General features: G+C 70.4%; 22 protein-coding genes and 1 riboswitch. Of the genes, 13 read left to right on the plus strand and 9 right to left on the minus strand.

Annotated elements, in window-relative coordinates:
• The first annotated feature begins 26 nt into the window (after positions 1 to 26).
• From ssuE to OHN19_RS39480, 3 genes are all read left to right on the plus strand, one after another.
• On the plus strand, positions 27 to 581 hold the full coding sequence (gene ssuE, locus OHN19_RS39470) for an NADPH-dependent FMN reductase (protein ID WP_330268807.1): 555 nt from the start codon (positions 27 to 29) through the stop codon (positions 579 to 581).
• 304 nt (positions 582 to 885) lie between these two features.
• Positions 886 to 2109, plus strand: a complete 1224-nt coding sequence (locus OHN19_RS39475) for an acyl-CoA dehydrogenase family protein (protein ID WP_330268808.1) — start codon at positions 886 to 888, stop codon at positions 2107 to 2109.
• Between the two features lie 48 nt (positions 2110 to 2157).
• Positions 2158 to 2616 (plus strand): Rrf2 family transcriptional regulator, encoded by a 459-nt coding sequence (locus OHN19_RS39480; RefSeq protein WP_330268809.1) that lies wholly within the window; start codon positions 2158 to 2160, stop codon positions 2614 to 2616.
• A gap of 11 nt (positions 2617 to 2627) precedes the next feature.
• Here the strand turns inward: OHN19_RS39480 and OHN19_RS39485 are convergent, their stop codons facing one another.
• The 7 genes from OHN19_RS39485 to OHN19_RS39515 all read right to left on the minus strand — a co-directional run bounded on the left by OHN19_RS39485 (position 2628) and on the right by OHN19_RS39515 (position 10889).
• Positions 2628 to 3686 carry an LLM class flavin-dependent oxidoreductase gene (locus tag OHN19_RS39485; protein ID WP_330268810.1) on the minus strand — a complete coding sequence of 353 codons (1059 nt, stop codon included), beginning with the start codon at positions 3684 to 3686 and terminating at the stop codon, positions 2628 to 2630.
• Positions 3683 to 5371 (minus strand): dipeptide ABC transporter ATP-binding protein, encoded by a 1689-nt coding sequence (locus tag OHN19_RS39490; protein WP_419249560.1) that lies wholly within the window; start codon positions 5369 to 5371, stop codon positions 3683 to 3685. The genes OHN19_RS39485 and OHN19_RS39490 overlap by 4 nt, the downstream gene beginning before the upstream one ends.
• The gene (locus OHN19_RS39495; protein ID WP_330268812.1) at positions 5368 to 6291 is read right to left on the minus strand and encodes an ABC transporter permease; all 924 of its coding nucleotides are present in this window, start codon (positions 6289 to 6291) and stop codon (positions 5368 to 5370) included. Before OHN19_RS39495 ends, OHN19_RS39490 begins: the two co-directional genes overlap by 4 nt.
• Positions 6288 to 7247, minus strand: a complete 960-nt coding sequence (locus OHN19_RS39500; RefSeq protein ID WP_330268813.1) for an ABC transporter permease — start codon at positions 7245 to 7247, stop codon at positions 6288 to 6290. The genes OHN19_RS39495 and OHN19_RS39500 overlap by 4 nt, the downstream gene beginning before the upstream one ends.
• Before the next feature lie 3 nt (positions 7248 to 7250).
• Positions 7251 to 8870 (minus strand): ABC transporter substrate-binding protein, encoded by a 1620-nt coding sequence (locus OHN19_RS39505; RefSeq protein WP_330268814.1) that lies wholly within the window; start codon positions 8868 to 8870, stop codon positions 7251 to 7253.
• 201 nt (positions 8871 to 9071) lie between these two features.
• Positions 9072 to 9203, minus strand: coding sequence for a putative leader peptide (locus OHN19_RS39510; RefSeq protein WP_330268815.1), 132 nt, complete (start codon positions 9201 to 9203; stop codon positions 9072 to 9074).
• 19 nt (positions 9204 to 9222) lie between these two features.
• Positions 9223 to 9337: riboswitch (SAM riboswitch) on the minus strand.
• A 340-nt stretch (positions 9338 to 9677) separates the two neighbouring features.
• Positions 9678 to 10889, minus strand: coding sequence for a metallophosphoesterase (locus OHN19_RS39515; RefSeq protein ID WP_330268816.1), 1212 nt, complete (start codon positions 10887 to 10889; stop codon positions 9678 to 9680).
• 569 nt (positions 10890 to 11458) lie between these two features.
• On the opposite strand from OHN19_RS39515, the gene OHN19_RS39520 reads away from it, so the two are divergent.
• From OHN19_RS39520 to OHN19_RS39545, 6 genes are all read left to right on the plus strand, one after another.
• A complete protein-coding gene (locus OHN19_RS39520; protein ID WP_330268817.1) occupies positions 11459 to 12457 on the plus strand; it encodes a LacI family DNA-binding transcriptional regulator in 999 nt (332 codons plus the stop codon).
• 414 nt (positions 12458 to 12871) lie between these two features.
• Positions 12872 to 14179, plus strand: coding sequence for an ABC transporter substrate-binding protein (locus OHN19_RS39525; protein ID WP_330268818.1), 1308 nt, complete (start codon positions 12872 to 12874; stop codon positions 14177 to 14179).
• 50 nt (positions 14180 to 14229) lie between these two features.
• Complete coding sequence (locus OHN19_RS39530; RefSeq protein WP_330268819.1) at positions 14230 to 15114, plus strand: sugar ABC transporter permease; 885 nt, start codon at positions 14230 to 14232, stop codon at positions 15112 to 15114.
• 6 nt (positions 15115 to 15120) lie between these two features.
• Entirely contained in the window at positions 15121 to 16017 is an 897-nt protein-coding gene (locus tag OHN19_RS39535) for a carbohydrate ABC transporter permease (RefSeq protein WP_330268820.1), read from the plus strand.
• On the plus strand, positions 16014 to 18611 hold the full coding sequence (locus tag OHN19_RS39540) for a family 78 glycoside hydrolase catalytic domain (RefSeq protein WP_330268821.1): 2598 nt from the start codon (positions 16014 to 16016) through the stop codon (positions 18609 to 18611). Before OHN19_RS39535 ends, OHN19_RS39540 begins: the two co-directional genes overlap by 4 nt.
• A gap of 44 nt (positions 18612 to 18655) precedes the next feature.
• Positions 18656 to 20077, plus strand: a complete 1422-nt coding sequence (locus tag OHN19_RS39545) for a family 43 glycosylhydrolase (RefSeq protein ID WP_330268822.1) — start codon at positions 18656 to 18658, stop codon at positions 20075 to 20077.
• Between the two features lie 72 nt (positions 20078 to 20149).
• Here the strand turns inward: OHN19_RS39545 and OHN19_RS39550 are convergent, their stop codons facing one another.
• On the minus strand, positions 20150 to 20605 hold the full coding sequence (locus OHN19_RS39550; RefSeq protein ID WP_330268823.1) for a MarR family winged helix-turn-helix transcriptional regulator: 456 nt from the start codon (positions 20603 to 20605) through the stop codon (positions 20150 to 20152).
• A gap of 75 nt (positions 20606 to 20680) precedes the next feature.
• Here OHN19_RS39550 and OHN19_RS39555 point away from each other — a divergent pair, with 75 nt between their 5' ends.
• Entirely contained in the window at positions 20681 to 21049 is a 369-nt protein-coding gene (locus OHN19_RS39555; protein WP_330268824.1) for a VOC family protein, read from the plus strand.
• A 30-nt stretch (positions 21050 to 21079) separates the two neighbouring features.
• On the opposite strand, the gene OHN19_RS39560 is transcribed toward OHN19_RS39555, so the two are convergent.
• A complete protein-coding gene (locus OHN19_RS39560; RefSeq protein WP_330268825.1) occupies positions 21080 to 22348 on the minus strand; it encodes an ROK family protein in 1269 nt (422 codons plus the stop codon).
• Positions 22349 to 22503: 155 nt separating this feature from the next.
• On the opposite strand from OHN19_RS39560, the gene OHN19_RS39565 reads away from it, so the two are divergent.
• From OHN19_RS39565 to OHN19_RS39575, 3 genes are read left to right on the plus strand one after another with little or no spacing between them, the layout of a single operon-like run.
• Positions 22504 to 23820 (plus strand): sugar ABC transporter substrate-binding protein, encoded by a 1317-nt coding sequence (locus OHN19_RS39565; protein WP_330268826.1) that lies wholly within the window; start codon positions 22504 to 22506, stop codon positions 23818 to 23820.
• Between the two features lie 5 nt (positions 23821 to 23825).
• Positions 23826 to 24818 carry a sugar ABC transporter permease gene (locus OHN19_RS39570; protein ID WP_330268827.1) on the plus strand — a complete coding sequence of 331 codons (993 nt, stop codon included), beginning with the start codon at positions 23826 to 23828 and terminating at the stop codon, positions 24816 to 24818.
• A 13-nt stretch (positions 24819 to 24831) separates the two neighbouring features.
• Entirely contained in the window at positions 24832 to 25671 is an 840-nt protein-coding gene (locus OHN19_RS39575) for a carbohydrate ABC transporter permease (RefSeq protein ID WP_330269816.1), read from the plus strand.
• Positions 25672 to 25677: the final 6 nt, after the last annotated feature.

Raw genomic sequence — 25677 nt, forward strand, 5'->3', positions numbered from 1 at the left:
GACACGACGAACCGAAAGGTCCTCCCATGGCCACGATCCTGTCCGTCTCCGGAAGCCCCTCCGCCACCTCACGCACCGCTCGGCTGCTGCGCCACCTGGACGAACGGCTCGTCGCCCAGGGACACGACGTGATCCCGCTGGACGTGCGCACCCTTCCCGCCGAGGCGCTGCTCGGGGCCGACTTCACTCATGCGGCGATCGTCCGGGCCACCGCCCTGTTCGAGCAGGCGGACGGGGTGGTGATCGGCACCCCGGTCTACAAGGCCGCCTACTCCGGGCTGCTGAAGTCGCTGCTCGACCTGCTGCCGCAGTACGCCCTCGCGGGCAAGACCGTGCTTCCCCTGGCCACCGGGGGCAGCGTGGCCCACGTGCTGGCCATCGACTACGCCCTGCGTCCGGTCCTCGCCTCCATGGGGGCCGCGCACATCACGCCGGGCTGGTTCACGTTGGACAAGGACATCACGGTGGGCGAGGACGGCACCCTGACCGTCGCGCCGGGCTCGGCCGAGGCGCTGGCACAGGTCACGGACCAGTTCTCGGCCGCGCTGGGCAGCCGTACGGCGCTGCTGGGGGCCGCCTGACGACCGTCGCTCGGCGTCGTCGCGACCGCCGAGGCAGCTGCCCGCCCCTGCGAACTGGCCATCGGAGAGCGTGAATCAGCCGGAGTGGAACCTTCATCCCTAGTTTTCCTATCGATTTACTAGGGAACTGTTGACGGTGGTCGGAGCCGAGGGTGAGGATGAGGAAGCCGACGCGTCATCGCGCACCCGCACTCCCACGCTGCCCCGCCGGGCACCGCGTCGTCCTCGTTCCTCCGGAGGAAGACGCCATGACCCCAGCACCGAGGTGCAGCGACAGCCGCCGTCACGTGAAGCGGGTCCGGACATGACGGTGACGGCGGACGAGATGACCGACGCGGGCGCCGGGCAGGTCGACTGGCTGCACATAGCCCGTGAGATCGCGGACGACCTGGCCACGGACGCGGTCGAGCGCGAACAGGCGGGCAAGGCACCGCTCGACGAGGTCGCACGGCTGCGCGAGTCGGGGCTGCTGGCACTGCTGGCGCCGGCCGGGCAGCGGGGCGGAGGCGCGGACTGGCGCACGGCCTACGCGGTCGTCCGGACCGTCGCCGCGGCCGACGGGGCCATCGGCCACCTGCTGGGTCACCACTACTTCCTGTCCTTCAGCGCCCGCTTCTTCGCCGACCCCGAGCATGCCGCCCGTGTCGAGCGGGAGTCGACGCAGGGGCAGTGGTGCTGGGGAGGCGGCATCGCCTCCCACGAACCGCCGCTCGTCCTCACCCCCACAGCCAACGGCTGTCTGCTGAGCGGCTACCAGAGGTACGCCACCGGCGTCGGGATCGCCGACCGGCTGGTGGTCCGAGCCGCCAGGTACGGCACCGGTGAGCCGCTGGCCGTCCTCGTGGACCCCGCCCACCCGGGTGTCGTGAGCGGCAGCGGCGGGGACACCTTCGGCCGGCGCCTGGCGGCCGGCGGCGCCGTGGAGTTCGACTCCGTGCCGGTCGCCGCGGACGACGTGTTCGGCTCGCTCTCGCCGGACGAGGGCGCCCTGTCACCCTTCGCCTCGCTCGCCGTGCCGACCGCGCGTCTGGTGTCCGCCCAGTTCTGTCTCGGCGTCGCCGAGGGACTGCTGGCAGAGGTGCAGGAGCACGGAAGGGCCGTACGGTCGTCCTGGCAGCCCTTCTCGACCCAGCCCTGGCCGGGCGCCGCCCCGCAGGATCCGCACGCGCTGACCGTGTACGGCGAGCTCGCCGTCGTCGCCCGTGCCGCGTCCGCCCTCGCCGACCAGGCCGTCGACGCCCTGCTGCGCGGCCTCGCGCAGGGCGAGGACCTCGACGACGACGAGAGCGCGGAGATCGCCGTCCTCGCGAGCGTGGCGGAGGCCGCGGCCTCCCGGGCCGCACAGGAGATCACCACCCGCGCCCTGGACGTCGTCGGCGTCGACGCGGCCTCCACACGGCACGGGTTCGACCGCTTCTGGCGCGACGCCCGGACCCACACCCTGCGCGAACCGGCCACCCACAGACTGCGCGAGATCGGGGACTACTTCCTCAACGGCGCGCATCCGCCCTTCGCCCTCCCGGCCTGACGGTGCGGCCGGTGACGGGCGGACACGGCAGTGATGGATAATCGCGGCATGCGGATCTCGGCGCGAGCGGACTACGCGGTGCGGGCGGCACTGGAGCTGGCCGCGGCAGGGGACGAGGCCTCGCTCAAGGCCGAGGCGATCGCCGCGGCACAGGGCATCCCGCACAAGTTCCTGGAGGGCATCCTCGGCGACATGCGCCGTGGCGGTCTCGTGGTCAGCCAGCGGGGCGGAAAGGGCGGCTACCGGCTCGCCCGTCCGGCGGACTCGATCGCCATCGCCGACGTCATCCGGGTGGCGGACGGCCCCCTGGTGTCGGTACGGGGCGTGCGGCCACCCGAGCTCTCCTACTGCGGTCCCGCGGAGTCACTGCTGCCGCTGTGGATCGCCGTACGCGCCAACGTGCGCAAGATCCTCGGCGAGGTCACCCTGGCCCACGTCGCCGCGGCCAAGCTGCCCGACGAGGTCGTGAGCCTCGCGGAGGACCCCGAGGCCTGGACGAACCCCTGACCGGACGGGACTCACCGGCCCGCTGTCACGTCCACCGGGGCGGCGGGGCGCCAGCCCAGCTCGGGTGCGATCAGATGCCGTACGTCGTGCAGGATCTGTTCGTACTCCTCGCGTTGGAACTCGTACGGCAGCTCCAGGCGCAGCTCCGACACCTGTGCGAGCACGGGATCGGCCGCCAGCTGCTCCAGGATCCGCTCCGCGGTGCCGACCACGTCCGGGGCGAACAGGAAACGCCTGGAGCCCAGCGCCGTCAGGGTCCGCGGCTTCAGGGTGCGTTCGTGCCGACTGGCCGCGTACTCGCGGTAGCGGTTGCGGGTGGCCGCGTCGGCGCTGTCGAACGGCACGATCACCCGCCCGAGCGCCACCCGCGCCGCTTTCCCGTCGTCGCCCAGGGCGCGCCGGTATTCGGCGTGCAGGTTCAGCTGGGCCGTGCTGAAGTCGTCTGTGTCCTCACCGGAGACGATGTTGCCGGACAGCAGGTTGAGGCCGTTCTCGGCGGCCCAGCGGACCGAGCGCAGACTGCCTCCGCCGTACCAGATCCGCTCCACCAGACCGGGGTCGTGCGGCTGCAACCGCGGCCGCTGGACGTTGCCGGGCGAGTGGATCACGGTGTCCGGGCCGCCCAGGTATTCGCCGCGCAGGTTGTCCACGAGCCGCGCGATCCTGCCGTACGACAGGTCGAAGCCGCGCCAGTCTCCGTCGTACACCAGGTCGCCGAGGAGTTCGGCGTGCGGCATACCGGTGCTGAAGCCGACCTGGAGCCGCCCCCGGGACAGCACGTCGGCCAGGGCCAGGTCCTCGGCCAGACGGAAGGGGCTCTCGTAGCCGATCGGGATGACCGCGGTGCCCAGTTCGATCCGCTCGGTGCGCTGGCCGGCCGCGGCGAGGAACACGGCGGCCGAGCCGACACCGTGTTTGAGGTGGCGCTGCCGTATCCAGGCGCCGTCGAAGCCCGACCGCTCGCCGTACTCGAAGAGCTGGAGTGTCTCCTCCAGTCCGGTGTACGGGTCGTCGTCGGCGAAGTTGCCCGGGGTCAGAAAGGCCAGGGAAGTGATCGTGGGAGTGCTCATACCGACTCTCGGCTCGTGGTGGTCCCGGCGACGGGGGAGTGGACACGGCCACCCGGGATCGCCGCCAGCAGCTCGCGGGTGTACTCGTGGCGGGGGCGGGTGAACAGCTCGTCCGGCGGACCCGTCTCCACGATCCGGCCGGCCCGCATCACGGCGACCTCGTGGGCGATCTGCCGCACCACGGCCAGGTCGTGCGAGATGAACAGATAGGCCACCCCCGTCTCCGCCTGCAACTCGGCCAGCAGGTCCAGGACTTGGGCCTGCACCGACACGTCGAGCGCGGACACCGGCTCGTCGCACACCACCAGGTCGGGGGAGAGGGCGAGCGCGCGGGCGATCGCCACGCGCTGCCGCTGCCCGCCCGACAGCTCCGCGGGCCGGCGCTCCAGCGTGGCGGCGGGCAGCGCCACCCGGTCGAGCAGCTCACGGGCCCGGTCGAGCCGGGAGGCCCGGTCACCGACCTTGAAGGCCCGCAGCGGCTCGGTGATCACCTCGCCGATGGAGAAACGCGGGTCGAGGGACGCGTACGGGTTCTGGTAGACGAGCTGGGCGCGCCGGCGCAGCAGCCGTGCCTCGGTGCCCCGCGCGGTGGTGACGTCGGTGCCGTCGAACAGGACCTTCCCGGCCGTGGCGTCCGTCAGGCGGAGCGTCAGCCGGGCGGTGGTGGACTTGCCCGAGCCGGACTCGCCGACCAGGGCGAGGGTCCGGCCCCGGTGGAGCGTGAAGCTGACGTCGTCCACCGCGCGCAGGGTCCTTGGGCCGTCCCCGGTGCGAGGGAGCCTGAACTCCTTGACGAGGTGGCGGACTTCGACCAGCGGAGCCGTGTAGGCCTTCGGGGCGGAGACCGGGGTGCGGGGCCGGGCGGTGGTCAAGCTCGGTGCGCTCGCCAGGAGTCGGCGGGTGTACTCGTGCTGGGGGTCGGCGAGGACGTCACGGGTCGGGCCCGCCTCCACCACCCTGCCCTGCGACATGACCACCAGCCGTTGTGAACGGTCGGCGGCGACCCCCAGGTCATGGGTCACGAGCAGGACCGCGGTGCCCGACTCCTCGGTGAGGCGCTGGAGATGGTCGAGGATGACCCGCTGGACGGTGACGTCGAGCGCGCTGGTCGGCTCGTCGGCGATGATCAGCTCGGGTTGCGCGGCGATGGCGATGGCGATCAGGGCGCGTTGCCGCATGCCGCCGGACAGTTCGTGCGGGTACTGCCGGGCCCGGACGGCCGCGTCCGGCAGCCCGGCCCGGTCCAGGACGGCGATCGCCTCGGCCGGGGCCGAGCGGCGGGTCGCCAGGTGGTGGATGCGCAGCACCTCGGCCACCTGGTCGCTGATCCGCTTGACCGGGTTGAGCGAGACCGACGGGTCCTGCGGCACCAGCCCGATCCTGGCCCCGCGCACGGTGCGCAGTTCGGCCTCCGACAGGGTGGCCAGGTCGTGCCGGCCGAAGCGGACCGTGCCCGCGTCGATACCGCCGTTGCCCGGCAGCAGCCGGGTGATCGCGTGCGCGGTGGTGCTCTTCCCGGAGCCCGACTCGCCCACGACGGCGGTCACTTGTCCCGGCCGGACGTCCAGGTCGACGCCCTGGACGGCCGGGACCGTGCCGCCCCGGGTCCGGTACGACACCGACAGGCCGCGGATCTCCAGCAGGGGTGTGGTCATGTGCTCACCGGTCCTCGGTTCCTCGCTCATCGCTGCCTTGCCCATTCGCCGTCCAGTGCCCGGGCGATGCGGTTGGTGGCCAGCACGGTCGCGGCGATCGCCAGTCCCGGCAGCGCGGTCAACCACCAGGCGTTGGCGAGGTAGTTGCGGCCGTCGGAGATCAACGTGCCCCACTCCGGGGCCGGTGGGGGAGCGCCGTAGCCGAGGAAGCTCAGCGCGGACACGGCGAGGATGGAGGAGCCGAAGTCGAGGGTGGCCAGGACGATCACCGGGCCCGCCGCGTTGGGCAGCACATGCCGGGCGAGGACCGAGTACCAGCGGGCCCCGCTCGCGCGCGACGCCTCCACGAACACCGCCTGCCGCACCCGCAGCACCTCCGAGCGTGCCACCCGCGCGAACGCGGCGACGCTGGCGATACCGACCGCGACCGCCACCTTCACCGTGCCGTAGCCCAGCGCGGTGACCAGGGCCAGCGACAGGAACAGCGCCGGGATGGACAGCAGCACGTCGACGAAGCGCATCAGCACGTCGTCCACCCAGCGGCCCACGAACCCGGCGACCACCCCCAGCAGCCCGCCGACCACGAACGCGACCAGCACCGCGATCAGCGTTGCCTTCAGGGACAGTTGGGCGCCGTGCACGACACGCGAGAACACGTCCCGGCCCAGCTCGTCCGTGCCGAACCAGTGCGCGCCGCTCGGGCCGCGGAAGTTCTGTGCCGGCACCCCCTTCAGCGGGTCCTGCGAGGTGAACAGGTCCGGCCAGAACGAGGCCAGGACCACCAGCACGAGGACGACGGCCGAGAGCAGGAGGCCGGGGCGGCGCAGCACGAACCGCAGCAGCCGTCGTACGTCGACGCGGCGCGCGTTCCCGTGACCGGGTCCCGGGTCGAGCGGGCGGGCGACGCCGAGGGCGGCCTCGGCCGGGTCGTCGACAAAGGTCTGGCTCATGCGAAGCTCGCCCTTCCGTCCGAGGCCACCACGATCCGCGGGTCGAGGAGCGGGTAGACCAGGTCGATGAGCAGGTTCGTGGTCACGAAGATCAGCGCCCCGAACGCCACCACCCCCTGCACCACCGGGATGTCCTGCACAGTGACGGCCGCCGCGGTCACCCGGCCGAGGCCGTCGCGGGAGAACACCGTCTCGACGACCACCGAACCGGCGATCAACTGCCCCACCAGTAGACCGACGACCGTCAGCGCGGGCAGGGACGCGTTGCGCAGCGCGTGCCGCACATGGACCCGCCACCGCCCGGCGCCCTTGGCCCGCGCGGTCTCCACGTACGCCTGGTCCAGAGCGGTCAGCAGGCTCTTGGCCAGCACCTGTGCGACCTGCGCACCGGTCGGGACCGCCAGGGTCACGGCCGGCAGCACCAGCCCCTTCAGACCCTCGTTGCCGAAGGCCGGGAACCAGTGCAGCCGGAACGAGAACGTCTCCACGAGCAGCAGTCCCACCCAGAACGTCGGGACCGACACCCCGAGCGGGGGCAGCGACAGCAGGAGCTGCCTCAGCCACCGCCGGGAGGTGTACGTCGCCACCACCGCCAGGCCCCCGCCGAGCAGCACCGCGAGCAGCAGTGCCGCGCCGGTCAGCTGGAGGGTCTGCGGCAGCGCGTCGGCCAGCGTGGAGGTCACCGGGCGGCCCGTGGACACCGAGTCGCCGAAGTCCCCGCGCACCGCCCGGCCCAGGTACTCGGCGTACTGCACCAGCACCGGCTTGTCGAAGCCGTACTCGTGCCGCAGCGCGGCCAGTTGCTTCGGGTCGACCTGCCCCGAGTCCATCCCGGCACTGGCCATCGCCGTCACCGGGTCGCCCGGCAGATAGTCCAGGACCAGGAAGGAGACCGTGTAGGCCGCCCACAGCACCCCGGCCGCCTGCGCGAGCCGCTTGATCACATAGCGGCGCACGGGCTAGCCGATCCAGGTGTCGTGCAGCTGGATCCGGCTGGAGGCGTCGAAGTTCAGGTCGTGCACCTTCTTCGTGACGCCGAGCTGGGTCTGGAGCTCCACGACCGGCGCGTAGTAGGCGTTCCGCACGATCAACTGCTGCGCCTCGGAGACCAGTTGTGCGCGCTTGGCCGGGTCCGTGGTCGCCGCCTGTGCGGACAGTGCCGTGTCCAGGCCGGTCGCCGGGAGGCGGTAGAAGTTGGCCAGCCGGGTGGAGAAGGAACTGCGCAGGATGTCCGGGTCCGCGCGGGTGACGTTCCCCCACGCCGCGTCGAAGTCACCGGCCTGGAGCGCCGGTGCCAGCTGGGTGACCTGGACCTGCTTGAGGGTCACCTCGATGCCGACGGCCTTGAGTTGCTGCTGGACGAGTTCCAGCGCGGGCTGGTTGGTGGCCGCGTTGGGGATCCAGGTGATGGCGAGGCTGAGCTTCTTGCCGTTCTTCACCCGGATGCCGTCGGGGCCGGTCTTCCAACCGGCCTCGTCCAGCAGGGACTTCGCCTTGGCGGCGTCGAGCGTCAGGTCCTGGGCGAGGCTGGTGTAGTCGGGCGTGGTGTGCGCGAGGATGCTGGTCGCCGCCCGGGTGCCGGTCGGGAACACGGCGTCGGCGATCTGTTGCCGGTCGACGGCGTGCAGGATCGCCTGGCGTACCTTGGCGTCCTTCAGAACCGGACGAGAGTTGTTGAACGACAGGCCGAACACCACACCGGGGTTGGCCCGCCGCAGGAGGGCGACCTGTCCGCCCTTGAGCGCTGCCTCGTTGGCCTTGCCGACGCTGGCGACGGCGTCCACCTGCCCGGACTGGAGGCTGCCGGCGCGCACACCCGCCTCGGGCACGACCTTGAAGACCAGCTTGTCCAGGTACGCCTCCCCCTTCTTGGACCACAGGGAGGATCCCCAGTCGTACCCGCTGCGTCTGGCCAGGGTGACCGACTGGTTCTGCACGTACTGCTTCAGCACGAACGGCCCGGACCCGATGACCCCGTCGCTGCACTTCTGCTGCGGGGTCTTCTTCACGCTGGCCGACGACTCGATGCCCAGCGAGTGCGTCGAAGTGGCTTGGAGAAACTGGGCGTTGGGCTGTTCGAAGGTCACCTTCACGGTGAGCGGGTCGACCGCGGTGGTGCTCTTGACGCCGCTCAGATAGCCCTGGGCGAGGGTGGCGAGGGCGCCGAGCTTCGGCACCGCGTCGAAGTTGTCCTTGACCACCTGCGCGGTCAGCTTCGACCCGTCGCTGAAGGTGACTCCCGGGCGCAGATGGAAGGTGAACGTCCGGGCGTCGGGGCTGACTTCCCAGCTCTTCGCCAGCCACGGCACGATCTTGCCGGTCCTGGGGTCCTGGTCCGTCAGTGAGTCGACGATCTGGCGCACCGAGTAGATGGTCTCGTTGCTGGCGACCTGCTGCGGGTCCACGCAGCCGGCGTCGGACCCCACCGCGAAGGTCAGGGTGCCGCCGGACTTCGGCTGAGTGCTGCCGGTGCCGGAGTCGTCGGTGCCCGACCCGCAGGCGGTCAGCAGCACGCTGGTGGTGAGAAGAGCGGTCAGCGCCGCCCAACGAGGGGATCTGAAAACCGGAAGTGCTGTCACGGAGGGTTCTCCTACTCGTGTCACCAGGCATGGAGGTGCCGTACGAGGCACGGCCGTGCATGGGTGTGCGGTCCCGGCCGGCGTGAGACCGGTGGCGGGGGAGCGCTGTGCAGAAAGGGATCAGGGTGAAGCGGGGTCAGCCGCGAAAGGGTGCGGTGACGACCGGCGCGTGCCGGACCTCGACGGCGGCGGGAAGAACCGTCAGGCCTGACAGAGGCAGCTGGTCGAGCGCTTCAGATCGATGTGGCGTCGGCGCGAGAGCCGGGAGAACACCGAGGCGAGGGCGAAGGAGGCATCGTGGTCACCACCGTGCCGCATACCCGTCCTCCACATCTCAGGCCCCCTTCAAGGGGCCACGCGCTTGCGGGGATCATCGGCGATCCACGCCGGGCTTTCACCTGGAGCACCCCACCGCGCGGGAGGGTTGCCGGTCAGCGAGCCAGGGCTTGACGCTGACACTCAATGCCGTTCGTGATGGTACGGATCACTTTTGTCGTACGTCAATGGCGGATCCAGGGCCTGAGACGGGCCGCTACGAGGGTGGCCGCGGCGGAGGCGCCCGGGGGTGCTGCGGCGGACACAGCCGGGGGTGCTGCGGCGGACGCGCCTGGGGTGGCCGCGGCGGAGGCGCCTGGCGTGCCGTCCGGCCGACTCGCCAAGCGCCGGCGAACGGACGTGGGCGGAAACCGGTTGAGGTGTCCTGCCCACGCCATCGAGATCAACAGCAACGGTGACGGCTGACCGGGAGACGGTCCCGGTGCCGCGTGGCGCGGCGCCGGCCCGTGTACGGCACCTGGTGCCGGCTCCCTACGCCAGACGCGGGGCGCGGAGGACGAGCAGGGTGATCTCGCTGGGGGCGAAGACGCGGAACGGCGGACCCCAGAAGCCGGTGCCGCGGCTGGTGTAGAGGAGGGTGCGGGGGCCGTGGTGGGTGAGGCCGGCGAGGGCCGGCTGGTCGAGGCGGACCAGATGGTGGAAGGGCCAGATCTGGCCGCCGTGGGTGTGCCCGGAGAGCTGGAGATCGACACCGGCGGCCGCCGCCCGGTCGATGAACTTGGGCTGGTGGGCCAGGAGCAGGACGGGCAGCTCGGGGTCGGCGCCGTGCAGCGCTCCGTCGAGGTGCGCACGGTGGCCTGCCAGGCCGGAGGACTCGGCCGTGACGTCGTCCACGCCGGCGACCACGAGCGTGTCGCCGCCGCGTTCGAGCAACAGGTGGCGGTTGCGCAGCGGTTCCCACCCCAGCTCGTCCATCAGGTCGACCCAGCCCTGGGCCTCGCTGTAGTACTCGTGGTTGCCGGTGACGTAGACGCGGGCCTTGGTGGCTCGCACCGTCCCGAGGGGTTCGGCCTGGGCGCGGCGGCGTTCGGCGGTGCCGTCGGCGATGTCGCCGGTGTGGCAGACCAGGTCGGCCTCGAGGCTGTTCACCGTCTCGCACACCCGTGCCGACCAGCGGGCGCGATCGAGGGGGCCGTAGTGGGTGTCGGTGATGAGGACGACGCGCAGGCCGTCCAACCCGGCACCCAGCCGCGGGAGTTGCACGTCGAGCCGGCGCACCCGCGGTACGCGGCGGGCCTCGGCGTACCCCCAGGCCAGCAGCGCGGCGGCCACGCCGAGGACGGCCCAGGTGACGACGCGGGCGCGGTCCTGACCCTCGCCGACACCCGCCACGATCAGGGCGAGCCGCAGGAGCACACCGAGCAGGACGGACCAGGTGAACAGGATCCAGCTGGCGCCCAGCAGGGTGTCGCCGAGGATCGCCGCCCGGTCCTGCTGGCGCCGGCCGTGGCCGCGCACCATCGCGAGCGGCATGCAGAGGAGACCGAGGGCGAAGAGGGCGGTGCCGGCCAGTGTGACCGGCAGGGGCCAGTCCTGGCCGGCGTACAGGAGCACCCAGCAGGGCACGGCCCACAACAGGACGGGGGCGATCAAGGGGAGGAAGCGCATCAGGCGGAGCACCCGGCTCGGCCTCGCCGCTCGCGCCTCACCCTCGGCGGGCCGGGTGTTACTGGTGTCGGTCACGCTGCCCCTCCCTGACCGGGCTGTCGTCTCGCGCACTGTATCCGGTCCCTGTCGGGGCGATCGGAGGGGCGTTCGGAGGGACGTTCGGAGGGGTGCTCGGCGAAGCGAGGGGAAACGGCAGGTCGATGTGGAGCGGATGAACCCTGCCGCATACGGAGGAGTGAATGATTGATGCGTTTCAATCAGTTCAGTGGTGGGAGGCTCGCACGCTCCAGCCGGGCCGTCAAGACCGGATGCGCCGAAGGAGCAGTTCACCCCGCTGTATCCGCAGCGCAGTCAGGAACAGACGGTCGTCGTCGCTCTTTGGATGATGTGTGACGGCCCACTCGGAAGCAGCAACCTCACAGCGCTGTCACCTGGAGTTTTCGCTCGCCACTCACCTCCCGGAGAGAGATCGGTGCGTGCCGATCTTGGAGCGTTTCAACGCGCGTCATGTATCCTGCGCCTTGTCGGCGACAGCCTGGTCACTGTGGGTGCCGTGCGGTCCCGGGTTGGAACGAGACCGAAGGTCGAGGAGCGCTGTGGCAACCGCCCGTCCGCGAGCAGTTCAGGGGCATGCCAGTCCGAGCATGCAGGATGTCGCCGACGCCGCCGGCGTCTCGGTCGGCACGGTCTCCAACGTGCTGAACCACCCGGCGAAGGTCAGTCCCGCGACGGCGGAACGCGTTCGCGAAGCCATCAGCCGACTGGGTTTCGTGCGCAACGACGCCGCCCGGTCGCTGGTGTCCGGCTCGACCAAGAGCATCGGCATGGTCCTCGCCGACATCGAGAACTCCCTGTTCATCGACATGGCGCACGGAGCGCAGGACGCCGCCCGTGCGGTCGGGCAGAACCTGCTGCTGGCGAACACCGCGTGCGACATGAAACTCCAGGACGACTATCTGGACCTGTTCGACGAGTCCCGGGTGACCGGTGTGCTGCTGGCGCCGATGGAGGACTCCACGGCCGGCATCGCCCGCATCCGCTCGCACGGCCGCCAAGTCGTGCTGCTCAACTACGCCCCGCGGCCCGGCACTTGCTGCTCGGTGCTGGTCAACAACGAGCACGTGGGCTACCTGGCGGCCCGCCATCTCATCGACACCGGGCGCACCCGGCTGGCGTACGTGGTGGCGCACGACGACTACCAGCCCGTGCGCGACCGGCGCAGGGGAGTGCGTGCCGCGGTCGCCGAGGCGGGTCCCGGCGTCACCCTGGAGGAGATCGACAGCGTCGGCCTGACCACTTCCCACGGGCACGTGGTCGGGGCGGAACTCGCCCGCAGGGCGCCTGAAGAGCTGCCCGACGGCCTGGTGGTCGTCGCCGACGAGCTGGCCAACGCCATCATCCACGAGCTGCACACCGTGGCGGGGATCCGGGTGCCGGACCAGGTCGCCGTCGTCGGCTGCGAGAACAACCGCGCGGCGGGCGCCGCGGCGGTGCCGCTGACCGCGGTGGACATGCCGGGCCGGATGATGGGCCAGGAGGCGATCCGGCTGCTGATGGACGAGGTGGCAGCGGGCAAGCAGCACCGGCACGCCACGGTGGTGCTGGAGCCCGAGCTGGTCGTGCGGGCCAGCGCCCCGAACTGACAACAGGAACTGATCAGTTCGGGCCGACGCTCCCAGTCATGTGCCGGGGTTGATCGGTCCGGGTCAGCGCACCCAACCAAGAGCCCGAGCTGGTCCTGCCGACCAGCGCCACACGCTCAAGGCCCGAGCCGATCCCCCTCTGCCCGCGCTCAATCCGAACGCCCTTCCCGTCCCGTCCTGTTCGGCGACCCCACGTCACCCCCCTCGCGCTGATCCACCCCACCATCCCCCCCACCTGACCATCAGCTTCCCGCTCTGCCCGACCCACACCCCGAGTCACCGACAGCCCCCGCACCCCCCGAACGCCCTCCAGAAACGCCCCGGACAACTCCTTGACACACGCCGAACCGAGCCATAGGTTCCCCGCATCTCCCCATTGAAGCGTTTCAACGCCCTGTGTGCCGAGGAGCACCCGTGCACAAGACCCTCAGAACCCGCCGTACCACCCTCCTGGCCACCGTTGCCGCCGCCACCACCTCGAGCCTGCTGCTGAGCGCCTGCGGCGGTGGGAGCGGCTCGGGCGGTGACGCGAAGGCGTTCAGCCTCACCATCAACGACGACAACCACATCGTTCAGCAGGAGCTCACCACCCTGAGCAAGGGCTCCTGCGCGGCGCAGAACAAGGCCCTGCCGCTGAAGATCCAGACGCTCCCGATAGGCAACGTCGACCAGAAGGTGCAGCTGCTCGCCGGCCAGAACGCGCTGCCGGTGCAGTTCGCGGCGGGCGGCACCCCCCAGCTCACCAAGACCCTGGACAAGGCGGGCCAGGTCCTCGACCTGGAGAAGACGCTGAAGGACCTCGGCGTGTGGGACGACCTCCAGCCGGCCGCGATCAAGACCGTCGAGAACCTGTACGGCAAGTTCAACGTCATGCCCTACCAGTTCAACATCGAGGGCATCTGGTACAACAAGAAGCTCTTCGCCGACCAGCACGTGGCCACGCCCACCACCTACGACCAACTGGTCGCGGCCGCCGCGAAGTTCAAGGACGCCGGAGTCACCCCGTTCGCCGCCGACGGCAAGGACGGCTGGCCCCTCACCCGGCTCATCAGCGGCTACCTCTACCGCGAACTCGGCCCGGACGCCCTCCAGTCGGTCGCCGACGGCAAGGCCAAACTGACCGACCCCGCCTACGTGAAGGCCGCGCAGGCCGTCGCCGACCTCGGCAAGGCCGGCTACTTCGGCAAGGGCGTCGGATCGATCGACTACGACACCGCCACCCAGCAGTTCCTCACCGGCAAGGCCGCCATGTTCTACATGGGCAGTTGGGCGCTCGGCGACTTCAACGACAGGACCAAGAACAAGATCGGCGCGGACAACGTCGGCTTCATGCCGTTCCCGACCGTCGCGGGCGGCAAGGGCAGCGCGGACCAGATCCCGGCCAACGTCGGCCTCCCCGTGGCCGTCTCCGCGAAGTCCTACGACACCAAGGTCGGCGACTGGCTCTCCTGCATCACCAAGAACTACGGTGCCGCCTCCCTGAAGGACCAGGGCACCGTCTCCGGGTTCAAGCCCAACGGCGACACCGGCACCCTCCCGCCGCTGACGCAGACCGTGCAGGACACCATCTCGAAGACCACGACCAGCACGCTGTGGTTCGAGGCGCTGTTCAACACGAAGGCGACGGAGACCAGCCAGACGAACGCCGCGCCGCTCGTCACCGGCTCCCTCTCCGCCAAGGACTTCATGCAGAAGGTCCAGACCGACCTCGACAACGGCTGACCCCGCCGCACCACCGCCGTCCGCACAAAACCCTTCGTGAGAGAGCCGTCATGCGTTCAGTTCTGGGAGACCGCCGTGCCATCGCCGTCCTGCTCGGCCCGGCGCTGCTGGTGTACACCCTGGTGATGCTGGTGCCGATGGGCTGGTCCCTCGGGTACACCTTCTTCAAGGGCAACGTCATCGAGGGCTTCACCTTCGGCGGGCTCGGCAACTTCGAGAAGCTGTGGCACGACCCGCAGGCCCACTCGGCGCTGTGGTTCACCTTCAAGTACGCGCTCGCCGTCAGCGCCGGGCAGATCCTCTGCGGCTATCTGCTCGCGCTGCTCTACGTGTTCGTCCTGCGCAGGTCGTCCGCGGTCGTGCGCACGCTGGTGTTCTTCCCGGTGATCCTCCCGACGGTCGCCGTGGCCCTGATGTTCCAGAAGCTCTTCGCCGTCGCCCCCCAGAACGGCCTGGCCAACGTCGCCATCGAAGGACTCGGCCTCCACCACGGCGACTGGTTCGCGAGCGCCGGCGGCTCCTTCGTCGTCCTCGTCGTCATGGACGTGTGGCGCTCCATGGGCTTCTACGGCGTCCTCATCTTCGCCGGGCTCCTCGACATCCCCGACGAGACGCTCGAGTCGGCCCGGCTGGACGGCGCCACCGGCTGGCGGCTGATCCGGCACATCGTCCTGCCGCTGTCGGCGCCGGTGCTGCTGTCCTCGGTGGTGTTCAGCATCAACGGCACCCTCAAGGTGTTCGACTCGGTCCTCGCCCTGACCAACGGCGGCCCGGGCAGCGGCACGACACCCCTGACCCTCTACATGTTCCGCACCGCCTTCTCCTACGGCGACTACGGCTACGGCAGCACCATCGCCTCGCTGCTCACCGTGGTCTGCCTCGGCGTCACCCTCGTCGTCTTCCGCTTCTCGCGCCGCGACCTGACCAAGGGCTGAACCCCCATGACCGACACCATGACGGCCCCGCCGCGTGAACTCCCGCCCGGTACACGGCCGGTCACCGTCCGAAAGTCCGGCCACGCCCGGCGCCTGACCCGCAACCTGCTCGTCGCCCTGCTGGTGGCCGTCGAGGTGACACCGCTGCTGTGGCTGCTGCTCAGCTCCTTCAAGACGCAGTCGGAGTTCGTCAACGACCCCGCGTGGTCGCTGCCCGGGAAGTGGGACTTCCACAACTACGCCGACGCGTGGACGACCGGCCATGTCGCGCTCTACGTCCGCAACAGCCTCCTGGCCACCGTGCCCTCGCTCGCCCTCATCATCGTGCTCGGCACCGCCGCCGGATTCGCCCTGGAGGTCATGGTGTGGCGCGGCCGCCACCAGGTGCTCCTCGTCTTCCTGCTGGGCATCATGGTGCCCAGCCAGATGATCCTGCTGCCGTTGTTCCGGGTGTACTTCCAGAGCGGGCTGTCCGGCACGATGTGGCCGCTGATCATCACCTACACCGCGGTCGGCCTCCCGCTCACCGTGTTCATGATGGCCACCTACTTCCGGGCGGTCCCGCGCGAGATGTTCGAGGCCGCCACCCTCGACGGCGCCGGCATGCTCACGGCCTTCTGGCGGATCGGGTTCCCCGTCGTGCGCAACGCCGTCTTCACGGTCGCCCTCGTGCAGTTCTTCTTCATCTGGAACGACCTGCTCGTCTCGCTCACCTTCACCACGAACGACGACCTGCGCACCGTCCAGGTGGGGCTGCTCAACTTCACCGGCCAGTACGGCGAGACGGCCTTCGGCCCGCTGTTCGCCGCGATCAGCATCAACGTGGTCGGCGCCCTGGTGCTCTACCTGCTCATCAACCAGCGCATCATCAAGGGCCTGACGGCCGGGGCGGTGAAGGGATGACCCCGGAGCCCGTACCCACGCCGGCCGCCCCGACGGCGGAGCACCACCGGGAGCCGTTCGGCATCGGCGAGTCCTCGCCCCGCCTCTCCTGGAAGACCACAGCACCGGCCGGCTGGACACAGCACGCCTACCAGATCGAGGTGACCCGCGCCGAGGGGACGTACCGCACGGACTGGGTGACCTCGCAGGACTCCGTGCTGGTCCCCTGGCCGCTGGGGCCCCTGACCTCCCGGGAAGCCTGCGCGGTCCGGGTGCGGGTCCGCGCAGCCGACGAGCCGGCCGGCGACTGGAGCCCACCGCTGCACATAGAAGCGGGCCTGCTGGCCCCCGGCGACTGGACCGCCCGGGCGGTCTCACCGCGGGAGCCCGACAGCGAGCGGCAACCCCCCTTGCTGCGCAAGGAGTTCACCGCCGCCGCGGACATCGAGCGCGCCCGGCTGTACGTCACCGCCCACGGCCTCTACGAGATCGAGATCAACGGCCGACGCGTGGGCGACCACGCGCTCGCACCCGGGTGGACCAGCTACCACCACCGGCTGCGCTACCAGACCCACGACGTCACCGAGCACCTGCGCACGGGCGCCAACGCCATCGGCGCCTGGCTGGCCGACGGCTGGTACCGGGGCCGCCTCGGCTTCGGCGGCGGCCACGCCGACCTCTACGGCGACCGGGTAGCCCTCCTCGCCCAGCTGGAGATCTGCCACCGCGACGGGACCGTCACCGTCATCGGCACCGACCCTTCCTGGCGGGCCGGCCGGGGCCCGATCCTGTCCGCGGGGCTGCTCGACGGCGAGACGTACGACGCCCGGGAGGAGCCGGCCGGCTGGTCCAGCCCCGGATTCGACGACGCTCACTGGTCACCGGTGGACGTCGTCCCCCGGGACCCGGCGACCCTGGTCGCGCCCACGGGCCCACCCGTGCGCTGCACCGAGGAGATCACCCCGGTACTGGTGACCGCGCTGGGCGACGACCGGCTGCTGGTGGACTTCGGGCAGAACCTCGTCGGCCGGGTCCGCGTCACCGTCTCCGGCCCGGCCGGGCACATGCTCGTCATCCGGCACGCCGAGGTGCTCCAGGACGGAGAACTGTGCGTCCGCCCCCTGCGCGGCGCCGCGTCCACGGACCGCTACACCCTGCGGGGTGGCGGCCCCGAGACCTGGGAGCCACGCTTCACCCTCCACGGGTTCCGCTACGCCGAGATCACCGGCTGGCGCGGCGGCGGCTTCCCCGGGCGCGACATCGTCGCCCGCGTGTACCACACCGACATGGCGCGGACCGGCTGGTTCGCATGCTCCAACGACCAGGTCAACCGCCTGCACCAGAACGTGGTGTGGAGCCTGCGCGGCAACTTCGTCGACCTCCCCACCGACTGCCCCCAGCGGGACGAGCGGCTCGGCTGGACCGGCGACATCCAGATCTTCGCGCCCACCGCCGCCTTCCTGTACGACTGCCACGGCATGCTCACGTCCTGGCTGCGGGACGTCGCCGTGGAGCAGCACGAGGACGGGACCGTCCCCTGGTACGTCCCCGAGATCCCCGGCGGCGAGCAGTGGACCCCCGCCAGACCGGGCGCGGGCTGGGGCGATGTCGTGGCGCTGACCCCGTGGGATCTGTACCGGGCCTCCGGCGACACCGGACTCCTGGCCGCCCAGTACGACAGCGCACGGCGCTGGGTCGACCTCGTCACGGAACTCGCCGACGCGTCGGGCCTGTGGAACCGGGGCTACCAACTCGGCGACTGGCTCGACCCGTTCGCACCCCCGGACGACCCGGGCGCCGGCCGCACCGACCGCCACCTGATCGCCACGGCGTACTACGCCTGGTCCCTGCGCCATGTGGCGTGGACGGCCGGTGTCCTCGGGCGCCACGACGAACGGGACCGGTACGGGCACCTCGCGGACCGCGTCCGGCGGGCCTTCACCGACGCGTACGTGCTGCCCGGCGGCCTGATGACCAGCGACACCCAGACCGCCTACGCCGTGGCCCTCCAGTTCGATCTCCTCCCGGACGCCCGGGCCCGGGCCGTCGCCGGGCGGCGGCTGGCCGAACTGGTCACCGAGGGCGGGCACACCATCCAGACCGGCTTCATCGGCACCCCGCTGGTGGCACCCGCGCTGACCGCCACCCGCCACGACGACACCGCGTACGCCCTGCTCCTCCAGCAGGAGTGCCCGTCCTGGCTCTACGCGCTCAAGCACGACGCCACCACCGTCTGGGAACGCTGGGACAGCATGCTGCCCGACGGCACGGTCAACCCCGGCGAGATGACCTCGTTCAACCACTACGCCCTCGGCGCCGTCGCCCAGTGGCTGCACGGCACCGTCGCCGGACTGGCCGCGGGTGAGCCCGGCTACCGCGACATCGTGTTCCGCCCCCGACCGGGCGGCGGCATCACCTGGGCGCACGCCGCCCACGAGTCGCCGTACGGGCGCGTCGAGATCCGCTGGGAGCTCGACGAGACCGGGCTCACCGTGACGGCGACCGTGCCCACCGGAGCCACGGCGCGCATCGAGTGGCCCGACGGGGACGTGACCGTCCTGCCGACCGGCACCACGACCACCCGGCGGACGGACCTCGGTTCCCCCACCGCCTGACATCCACCACCGGGCCAACACCGCAGCGGACAAAGGAGTTTCGCATGCTCAGATCCCGAACAACCGGAGAGCGGCACGGACGCGCGGGGCGCTCCGTCCTCGCCGCGATCACGGTCGCCCTGCTGACCCTCCTCGGCCTGGTCACCGCCGGTCCGGCGCAGGCCCTCACCGGCGACCTCCGCATGCACGACCCGAGCGTCATCAAGGTCGGCAGCTGTTACTACGGATTCTCCACCGGGTTCGAGAACGACCCGCTCAACCCCAGCGGATCCATCACCCTCCGCAAGACGTGCGCCGGCACCGCGGCCTCCGGATGGACCAAGGTCGGCAACGTGTGGTCGTCGACCCCGTCCTGGATCACCGCCAAGCTGGGCTCGACCCCGCCGAACATCTGGGCCCCGGACATCAAGTACTTCAACGGCAGTTACCACCTGTACTACGCCGGTTCGCTCTGGGGCTCGAACTACGCGGTGATGGGCCTCGCCACGGCCACGAACATCGAGGGCCCGTGGACCGACCAGGGCATGGTCACGGACGTCAACTACCCGATCGACCCCAACGTCGACTGGGGCCCCGACGGCCGGCTCTACATCTCCTGGGGCTCCTGGACCGGCAGCGGCACCTACATGCACGTCCTGGACCAGTCCACCGGCAAGCTCTCCACCACCGACAACAACCTCTGGCACATCGCCGTCGGCATCGAGAACCCGACGATCATCCTCAACGGCGGCTACTACTACCTCTTCGGCTCCAAGGGCACCTGTTGCAGCGGGGTCAACAGCACCTACTACACCGTGGTCGGCCGCTCCACCAGCATCACCGGCCCCTACCTCGACCAGAACGGCACGGACATGGCCTCCGGCGGCGGCACCACCGTCCTCACCGGCGCCTACCCCAGGGTGGCGGCCGGCGGCGCCGACGCCTACGACGACGGCACCTCCAAGTTCCTCGCCTACCACTACTACGACGGCAACAACTCCGGTCAGGAGACCCTCGACATCCGCCAGGTGACCTTCGCGGGGGGCTGGCCGGTCCTCGCCGCTCCACTCGGCGCCCCGAACAACCACCTGCTGAACCGCAACAGCGCCAAGTGCGCGGACGTCTGGTCCCTGAGCACGGCGGACGGGGCCGCGGTGAACTCCGGCAACTGCAACTCCGGTGGCAACCAGCAGTGGGTCCCGACCGCGCTCGGCTCCGCCTACGAGCTCGTGAACGTCAACAGCGGCAAGTGCCTTCAGATCTCCGGCGCCGCCACCACCGACGGCGCGGTGGCCGTCCAGTCGACCTGCACCGGGGCCTCCCACCAGCTGTGGACGAGGACGGCCGTGATCGGCGGCTACGTCACCTTCGCCAACGTCAACAGCGGCAAGTGCCTCGAAGTCGCCGGGGCGTCGACCGCCAACGGCGCGGCCCTCGACCAGGCGACCTGCACCGCGGGCGCCAACCAGCAGTGGATGGTCGTCTGACGACGAAGGACGACCACGCCGAGCCCTGTCCCCCATGAAAGGGGACAGGGCTCGCGTGCGTCGTGGAACGGCCTAGGCGCCGCCATCCTCGCGCAGGGAATGGATCATGCTCTTCAGGGCCCCGAACGCGGCCGTCTGCTCGGTCTCGGTCAGACCGGCCAGCATCCTGGCCTCGACGGAACGAACGGCCGCGCTCGCCTTCTCGAGGCTTCGCCGGCCACTGGGCGTGAGCCGCGTGGGCAACGCCTTCCCGACGGGTGCCGCCGCGGGCCTGGTCACGTAGCCGTCCCGTTCCAGTGCCTGGAGCAGCACGTTCATCGTCTGCCGCGTCACGAACGCGCCCCGCGCGAGCTCGGAGTTCGACAACCCCGGTCGCTGCGCCAGGAGTTCGAGGCAGGAGTAGTGCGTCACGCTCATCCCGAGCGGCCGCAGCACCTCCTCCATCGCCGTGCGCAGCGCGCTCGACGCCTCTTTGAGCAGGTAGCCCAGTGACGTCTCCAGGTCGATGCCGACACCTTCTTGACTCATGTCAGTATTCTGACATAGCTTGCCGCATGTCAGAAAACTGACACACACGAAAACCTGCAAGCAAGGAGCGTCACCATGCCCGCCACCGGCCCCGACTTCATCTCACTCCAAGTGCGCGACCTCGACGCTTCACAGGCGTTCTACGAGCGGTACCTCGGCCTCGTCCGCTCGCCGGCCGGACCTCCGCACGCCGTCGTCTTCGAGACGAAGCCGATCGCGTTCGCCCTGCGCGACATCATTCCCGGCACCGGCCTCGCCTCCGTCGCCCAGCCCGGCATCGGTGTCGCGATCTGGCTCCACGCCACCGGCGTCCAGGCGATCCACGACGCGCTCGTCGCCGACGGCCGGATCATCGTCTCCGCACCGATCGACGGCCCCTTCGGCCGGACCTTCACCTTCGCCGACCCGGACGGCTACCAGATCACGCTCCACGACCGCGCCTGATCGACGGGGCGCACGGGGCGCACGGGGCGATCAACCCTCCCGCACCCGAATGCCGTTGCCGCGCTGCCCGCCGCGCGCGAAGAACTCGGCGAGCGGCAGGATCGCGGCGCCGACCGTCACCGCGTCCGGGCCGAGTTCACCGAGGTCGATGGAGGCGCGCTCGGCTGGGTGACGCAGGGCGTACTCGTCGGCGTACCGGCGTACGGCGGGCAGGAGCCGGGGGCCGAGCTGGAGCCCTGCCCAGCCGCCGATGAGGATGCGCTCGGGCTGGAAGAGGTTGATCAGGTCGGACAGCCCGGCGCCCACGTACTCGGCGGCCTCCTCCAGCACGGCGAGCGCCACCGGGTCGGCCTCGCGGCCACTTCCGTTCCCGTCACCCCCGCCCGGATAAGCGGCCCCCAGCATCGCCGTCAGCGCGCTCTCCTCGTCCACCCCCTCCGGCGGACGTCCCCCCTCCTCCCGCCACCGCTCCAGCAGCGCCTCCGCGCCCGCGTACGCCTCCAGGCAGCCCAGCGCACCGCAACGGCAGCGGCGGCCCCGGACCCGTGCGGTCAGGTGGCCCCACTCCAGGGGGCGGCCGTACTCCATGTCCTCCGTGACGAGACAGGCGCCGATGCCCGAGCCGAAGAGGACGACGACCGCGTTGCGGCAGCCCCGGCCGGCCCCGAACCACAGCTCGGCCTGGCCGAGGGTGCGGGCCCCGTTGTCGATGAAGTACGGGACGGAGTCCGGGAGTTCACCGGTCGAACGCAGCAGGGATTCCAGCGGGACGGCGTCCCAGCCGATCGTCTGGCCGTGGACCACGGCGCCCACCGCGGAGGTGCGGGCCACGATGCCGGGGACGCCGATCCCGACGCCCAGCAGCTGCTCGGGGGCGATGTCGGTGGCGGCGAGAACCTCGGCGATGCCGTCCCGGATGTGGCCGACGACCACCTCGACGTCGTAGCCGTGATGCTCCAAAGGCCGTTCGGTGCGGGCGAGTTCCGTCAGGGTGAGGTCGAACAGCTCGACGCGGACCCGGGTCTCGCCGACGTCGACGCCGATCATGTGGCCGCCACCGGGGGCCACGCGCAGCAGCGTGCGGGGGCGGCCGCCGTCGGACTCGACGGTGCCTGCCTCCTCGACCAGGTGATCCGCGACCAGGTCCGCGACGACGTTGCTGATGGAAGCGGCGCTGAGGCCGGTGGCGGGGGCCAGCGCGAAGCGGCTCATGGGGCCGTCGAAATACAACCGTTGTAGTACGGCGGTGCGGTTGCCCCGTCGCAGGTCGCGCACCGTCCGCCCGTTCCGCACCGCCATGTGAATCCCTCCGGATCGGCCCCGACCTGCAAGATACCCCGGCCCGAGCCCTTGACGCGCGTTTCCTTCGCGTCTTAAATCACGCCATAAATTAACTCCTGGGTGGCGTTCGGGAAGTGAACGCACCCGCGGGTCTCCCCTGGAAGGGACGCCAGATGCGCAGAACCCGAGCCGCGGCCGCCGGAGCCGTCACCGCCTCGCTGCTGACGCTCGTCACCGCCTGCGGCGGCGGATCGTCGACGAGCGACGGGTCCAACGACTCGCCGAAGACCCTGACCTACTGGGCCTCCAACCAGGGCGCCAGCATCGAGGTCGACAAGAAGGTCCTCCAGCCCGAGCTCGACAAGTTCGAGAAGCAGACCGGCATCAAGGTCAAGCTGGAGGTCGTCCCCTGGTCCGACCTGCTCAACCGGATCCTCACCGCGACCACCTCGGGGCAGGGCCCCGACGTCCTCAACATCGGCAACACCTGGAGCGCCTCCCTCCAGGCCACCGGCGCGCTGCTGCCCTGGGACGCGAAGAACTTCGCCGCGATCGGCGGCAAGGACCGCTTCGTCGACTCCGCGCTCGGCTCCACCGGCGCCCAGGGCCAGGACCCGGCCGCCGTCCCGCTCTACTCGATGGCCTACGCCCTCTACTACAACAAGCAGATCTTCGCCGACGCCGGCATCAGCAAGCCCCCGGCCACCTGGGACGAGCTGGTCGCCGACGGCAAGAAGATCCAGGCCGAGGGCAAGTCCGCGCTCGGCGCCGAGGGCGCGAACCTGTCGGAGAACATCCACCACGTCTTCGTCTTCGCCAAGCAGCACGGCGGCGAGTTCTTCACCTCCGACGGCAAGCCCGACTTCACCAACGACAAGGTCGTGGCCGCGGTCAAGCAGTACGTCGACCTCATGGCCAAGGACAAGGTCATCCCGACCGGCGACGCCGAGTACGCCCAGAACCAGTCGGTGAGCGACTTCGCCAAGGGCAACCAGGCCATGCTGCTGTGGCAGTCCGCGTCCGCCAACCTGAAGTCCCAGGGCATGAGCGAGGACAAGTACGGCATCGCCCCGGTGCCCGTGCAGTCCGGCACCCCCGGCACCGGCACCCAGGTCAACTCCGCCGTCATGGGCATCAACCTCGCTGTCTTCAAGAACACCGACAACATCGACGGCGCCAAGAAGTTCGTGAAGTTCATGACCGGCGACGCCGAGCAGAAGATCCTCAACACGGCCTACAGCTCCATCCCGCCGGTCAGGACCGTCCAGGCGGACACCACCTTCAGCTCGGGCGCCAACAAGGTCCTCAAGGACACCCTCGCCACCAGCGCCGCCGCGCTGCCGCAGGTCGCCGACGAGTCCCAGTTCGAGACCGCCGTCGGAACCGCCGTCAAGGACCTGTTCGCCGACGCGGCCGCCGGTCGCGCGATCACCACCGAGTCGGTGAAGGCGGCGCTGGAGAAGGCCCAGCAGCAGATGCCGACGAAGTGAGCACGATGACCACCACCGCTCCCGCGGAGCAGTCCGTGGGCAAGACCCCTTCCGGGGCGGCGCATCCTCATCCCCGCCGCCGCCCCGGAAGGATCCGCCGCATCGGGCTGCCGTACCTGCTCCTGCTGCCGGCCCTGCTCCTCGAACTCCTCGTCCACCTGGTGCCGATGGTGATCGGCGCCGTGATGAGCTTCAAGGAGCTCACCCAGTTCTACATCCGCGACTGGGGCACCGCGCCCTGGTCCGGCCTCGACAACTACAAGGTGTCGGTGGACTTCGACGCCCCCGTCGGCGAGGCCCTGCTGCACTCGTTCCTCGTCACCGTCGCCTTCACGCTGCTGTCGGTCGGCCTGTGCTGGCTGATCGGCACGGCGGCGGCGGTCTTCATGCAGGACACCTTCCGCGGCCGGGGCCTGCTGCGCGCCCTGTTCCTGGTGCCGTACGCGCTGCCGGTCTACGCGGCCGTCATCACCTGGGTGTTCATGTTCCAGCACGACAACGGCCTGGTGAACCACGTCCTGCACGACCAGCTGCACCTCACCGACAAGCCGTCCTTCTGGCTCATCGGCGACAACAGCTTCTGGGCGCTGCTGACGGTGTCGGTGTGGAAGGGCTGGCCGTTCGCCTTCCTCATCGTGATGGCCGGACTCCAGAACATCCCCGGCGAGTTGTACGAGGCGGCGGCGCTGGACGGCGCGGGCCTGTGGCAGCAGATCCGCCGGATCACGCTGCCGTCCCTGCGCCCGGTCAACCAGGTCCTGCTCCTGGTGCTGTTCCTGTGGACCTTCAACGACTTCAACACGCCGTACGTCCTGTTCGGCAAGTCGGCCCCGGAGGCGGCGGACCTCATCTCGGTCCACATCTACCAAGCCTCCTTCGTCACCTGGAACTTCGGCACCGGCTCGGCCATGTCCGTCCTCCTGCTGCTGTTCCTGCTCGTGGTGACGGGCGTCTACCTCCTGCTGACCTCACGGGGAAGGAAACCGGCCGATGTCTAGCCCCAACTCGCCCATGGCGCCGCCGCGTTCGTTCCTCTGGTCCCGGCGGATCTTCCTCACCCTGCTCACCGGCTTCGTGCTGCTGCCGGTGTACGTCATGGTCTCCAGCTCGCTGAAGCCGCTCGCGGACGTCACCGGGCAGTTCCACTGGCTGCCCAGCGAGGTGACCATCCGGCCGTACATCGACATCTGGTCGACGATCCCGCTCGCCCGCTACTTCGTGAACTCGCTGATCGTGGCGGGCGCGGCGACGGTCTGCTCGGTCGTCATCGCGGTCTTCGCCGCGTACGCGGTGAGCCGCTACGACTTCCGGGGCAAGCGCGTCTTCACCGTCACCGTGCTGTCCACGCAGATGTTCCCCGGCATCCTCTTCCTGCTGCCGCTGTTCCTGATCTACGTCAACATCGGCAACGCCACCGGGATCGCCCTGTTCGGCTCGCGCGGCGGGCTGATCCTGACGTACCTCACCTTCTCGCTGCCGTTCTCGATCTGGATGCTGATCGGGTACCTCGACTCGGTGCCGCGGGACCTGGACGAGGCGGCACTGGTCGACGGGTGCGGCCCGCTCGGGGCGCTGTTCCGGGTGGTCGTGCCCGCCGCGATCCCCGGGATCGTCGCGGTCGCCGTCTACGCCTTCATGACCGCGTGGGGCGAGGTGCTCTTCGCCTCCGTCATGACCAACGACACCACCCGCACCCTCGCCGTCGGACTCCAGGGCTACTCCACCCTCAACAACGTGTACTGGAACCAGATCATGGCCGCCTCGCTGGTCGTGAGCGTCCCCGTGGTCGCCGGGTTCCTGCTCCTCCAGCGCTATCTCGTCGCCGGGCTGACGGCGGGCGCCGTCAAGTGACCCACC

It is taken from the genome of Streptomyces griseorubiginosus, assembly GCF_036345115.1.
Classification (GTDB): Bacteria; Actinomycetota; Actinomycetes; order Streptomycetales; family Streptomycetaceae; genus Streptomyces; species Streptomyces griseorubiginosus_C.